Source organism: Stenotrophomonas sp. STEN030, assembly GCF_056759995.1.
In genome coordinates, this window is sequence record NZ_JBRREB010000107.1 from 1 (window position 1) to 3,976 (window position 3,976).

3 protein-coding genes are annotated in these 3,976 nt (G+C 63.2%); all 3 read right to left on the bottom strand.

The window, feature by feature from the left end:
• Positions 1-164: 164 nt before the first annotated feature.
• The 3 genes from ACVOLR_RS19890 to ACVOLR_RS19900 all read right to left on the bottom strand — a co-directional run bounded on the left by ACVOLR_RS19890 (position 165) and on the right by ACVOLR_RS19900 (position 3,778).
• Complete coding sequence (locus tag ACVOLR_RS19890; RefSeq protein WP_481530502.1) at positions 165-512, bottom strand: SH3 domain-containing protein; 348 nt, start codon at positions 510-512, stop codon at positions 165-167.
• Between the two features lie 79 nt (positions 513-591).
• On the bottom strand, positions 592-2,622 hold the full coding sequence (locus ACVOLR_RS19895) for a M3 family metallopeptidase (RefSeq protein WP_481537965.1): 2,031 nt from the start codon (positions 2,620-2,622) through the stop codon (positions 592-594).
• Positions 2,623-2,656: 34 nt separating this feature from the next.
• Positions 2,657-3,778: a PLP-dependent cysteine synthase family protein gene (locus tag ACVOLR_RS19900; RefSeq protein WP_481537966.1), complete on the bottom strand. Its 1,122-nt coding sequence runs from the start codon at positions 3,776-3,778 to the stop codon at positions 2,657-2,659.
• Between the last annotated feature and the right edge of the window lie 198 nt (positions 3,779-3,976).

Genomic DNA, 3,976 nt, shown 5'->3' on the forward strand with positions numbered 1-3,976 from the left:
ATCGCGTGGGGTGTCTTCAAGAGCGGCCGGGATTTCGATCCGACCATGCTGAGAGTAGGTCAAGCCTGCTTCCAGCAGGCTTGACCGCGAACATAGGATCTCGGCTCTACCTGCATTTTGTGTAATGCCCCAGCCGAGCATGGCTCGGCACTACAGGTGCGGCGTCAGCCACCTGGTTTGGCGGTCTCGATGACTACGCCCAGCTGCTTGCCGGCTTCGGCAAGCTTGACCTTCTTGCCGTCGCTGCGTGCGATCAGGTAATCCGCCGCTACCCAGCCGCTCTTGCCGTCTGCACGTACATTGCACCATTGCAGGTCGGCCAGGCAGCGCTGCACTTCCACCGTGGTGCCTATCGGCAATACCGCCAGACGCTCGGCACGCTGATCCGGCGCACTACGCAGGTTCAGGCCGTTGCTAACCTGGGCGGCGGGTTCGTTGATGCGCGGTTGGAACCACAGCACCGCGCCGATGATGGCCGCGCAGGCTGCGATGCGGGTAATTAGCCGGGGCATGTCGTCAAACTTGGGGAATGCGTATCCCCAAGCTTGACCCTCATCGCCGCGGCTGACCAGCCCCGGCCGCGGCCGCTGTTCAGGCAGTCATGCCGCTATGCCGCAACAAGGCATCAATCTGCGGTTCACGACCACGGAAGGCGCGGAAGTTCTCTGCGGCACTGCGGCTGCCGCCGCGCGACAACACTTCATCGCGGAAACGCTTGCCGGTTTCGGCCAAGGCGCCCGGTGCTTCTTCGAACGCAGCATAGGCATCGGCACTGAGCACCTCGGCCCACTTGTAGCTGTAGTAACCGGCCGCATAGCCGCCAGCAAAGATATGGCTGAACTGATTGGCAAAACGGTTCCAGGCCGGCGGGATGTTCACCGCCACTTCGCCGCGCACGCGCTCCAGCAGCTGCAGCACACTTTCCTGTTCAGGCTGGTATTGGCTGTGCAGCAGCATGTCGAACAGGCCGAACTCCAGCTGGCGCACGGTGAACATGCCGCTCTGGAAATTCTTGGCCGCCAGCATCTTGTCGAACAGTTCACGCGGCAACGGCGCGCCAGTATCGACATGCGCGGTCATCGCTTCCACCTGCTCCCACTCCCAGCAGAAGTTCTCCATGAACTGGCTGGGCAGCTCCACTGCATCCCATTCCACGCCATTGATACCGGCAACCGCCAGCTCACCAACGCGGGTCAGCAGCTGATGCAGGCCGTGGCCCATTTCGTGGAAGACGGTGGTGACTTCATCGTGGCTGAAAGTCGCCGGCTTGCCATCGTTGCCGCGGCCGAAATTGCAGACCAGATACACCAGCGGCGTCTGCACGCCAGCGGCGGTGACGCGACGGTTGCGGCAATCGTCCATCCACGCACCACCGCGCTTGCCTTCGCGCGCGTACAGGTCCATGTAGAACTGGCCAACCAGCGCGCCATCGGCATTCACCAGTCGATAGAAGCGCACGTCTTCGTGCCAGACCGGCGCGCTGTCCTGTTCCACCTTGAGCCCGTACAGGCGCTCGATCACGCCGAACAGGCCCGCCAACACCTTGGGCTCGGTGAAGTACTGCTTCACTTCCTGCTCGGAGTAGCTGTAACGCGCCTGCTTGAGCTTCTCGGCCACATAGGCGAGATCCCAGGCCTGCAGCTCTTCCATGCCAAGTTCGTCGCGGGCGAAGGCTTCCAGCTCGGCGCGGTCGCGCTGTGCATAGGGCTTGGCACGCACGGCCAGGTCACGCAGGAAGCTCAGCACCTGCGGTGCGTCGCTGGCCATCTTGGTGGCAATCGAATATTCGGCGTAGTTGTCGAAACCCAGCAATGCCGCCAGTTCGTTGCGCACGGCGAGAATGCGATCGATGTTACCGGTGTTATCCAGCGCCGCATCGCCGAACTCCGATGCACGCATCGCATGCGCGCGATACAGCTGCTCACGCAGCGCGCGGTTATCGGCATAGGTCTGCACCGGCAGATAGCACGGCATCTGCAGGGTCAGCTTGTAGCCTTCGCGGCCATCCTTCTGTGCGGCAGCGCGGGCGCTGGCGATCACGTCATCGGGCAGGCCCAGCAGGTCATCAGCCACATCCACATACAAGGCGAAGGCATCACCGGCATCCAGCACGTTCTGCGAGAACTTGGCCTGAAGGCCGGACAGCTCTTCCTGCAACTCGGCGAAACGCGCCTTGCCGGCGTCATCGAGCTCGGCACCACCGAGACGGAAGTCGCGCAGTGCATTTTCCAGTGCCTTGCGCTGTGCTTCGTCGTAGCCAGCGGCTTCCGGTGCGGCAGCTAGCAGCTTGTACTGTGCATACAGCGCCGGGTTTTGCGCGACCGAGCTGCCGAAGCGGCTGAGCCTGGGCAGATTGGCGTTGTAGACCTCGCGCAGCTCAGGCGTGTTGACCACCGCCTGCAGGTGCGAAACCTGGCCCCAGGCGCGATACAGACGCTCGGTAGCGTCGTCCAGCGGCACCACGAAATTCTCCCAGCGCACCGGCGCCACCGTTTCAGCAGCTTTCACCGCGGCTTCGGCCTCCGCCAGCAGGGTATCGATGGCCGGGGTGACGTGTTCAGCACGGATCGCGTCAAAACGCGGCAGGCCGGAGAAATCGAGCAGGGGATTGGTGGTGTTCACAACATTCCTTCAAACAGTTCCGGCTGCGCCGGTATCAAGCCTGATATGGCGACGCTTCCAGCCAGGCACAAGGCAGGGCCGGCATGCCCTGCCCGGCCACGGCGGTGGCCACCACCGCGTCGGCGCCGAGCACGTCGATGCCCTGCTGGCTGTACCAGTCCGGGTTGTAATAGCTGTGCGCGTAACGTTCGCCGGCATCGCAGAGGATGCTGACGATGGAGCCATCACGGCCGGCAGCACGCATCTGCTGGGCGGCGTACAGCACGCCGATGAAGTTGGTGCCGGTGGAGCCGCCGACGCGGCGGCCCAGGGTGGCGCTGACATGACGCATCGCAGCCAGGCTCAGTGCATCACTCACCTTGACCATCGCATCGACGCAGGTCGGGATGAAACTGCGCTCAACACGCGGGCGGCCAATGCCTTCCACGCGCGAGCCGCCTTCGCAGGTCATGTCACGCCAGTCGCGGCCTTCCAGCGCGGCACAGTAGCCGTCGTAGAAGATCGAGACTTCAGGGTCCGCGCAGAGAATGCGGGTGTCGTGGCGACGGTAGCTGACGTAACGGCCAAGGGTAGCTGCGGTGCCGCCGGTGCCCGGGCTGCAGACGATCCATTCCGGCACCGGATGCGGCTCCTCGGCCATCTGCTTGAAGATGGACTCGGCGATATTGTTGTTGGCACGCCAGTCGGTGGCGCGCTCGGCGTAGGTGAACTGATCCATGAAGTGGCCGCCGGTTTCGCGTGCCAGTCGTTCGGATTCACAGTTCAGGTCGCAAGCGCGCTGCACCAGATGGCAGCGACCGCCATGGAACTCGATGGCGGCGATCTTCTCCGGAGAGGTGCTGGCCGGGATCACCGCGATGAACGGCAAGCCCAGCAGACGCGCGAAGTAAGCCTCGGACACCGCAGTGGAACCGCTGGATGCCTCGATCACCGGGCGACCCTCGCGCAGCCAGCCATTGGCCAGCGCGTACAGGAACAGCGAGCGCGCCAAACGGTGCTTGAGGCTGCCGGTCGGGTGGCTGGATTCATCCTTCAGATAGACATCGATACCGGGGAAGCCCGGCAGGTCGACGGGAATCAGATGGGTATCGGCCGAACGGTTGTAGTCGGCTTCAATCTTGTGGATGGCCGCCGCCACCCAATCACGCTGGGACATGGATCGCCACTTATTGGTGAATGCTGGGGTGGATTCTACTTGGTTGGTCAAAACCGGGGTCAGAGTGCGGTTTCGATGCGAAACCGCACTCTGGAATGGCCCCGGCTCCATGGACACCCCAGAATAGGGTCAACCGCGGAGGTGATCCATGGCAAACCAACGTTTCAGTGCAGAGTTCAAGCGCGAGGCGGTCAGGCT

What these genes read in the sequence shown, in the direction of transcription:
- ACVOLR_RS19890 (WP_481530502.1), bottom strand. Translation starts at nt 512, where the DNA reads ATGCCCCGGCTAATTACCCGCATCGCAGCCTGCGCGGCCATCATCGGC.
- ACVOLR_RS19900 (WP_481537966.1), bottom strand. Translation starts at nt 3,778, where the DNA reads ATGTCCCAGCGTGATTGGGTGGCGGCGGCCATCCACAAGATTGAAGCC.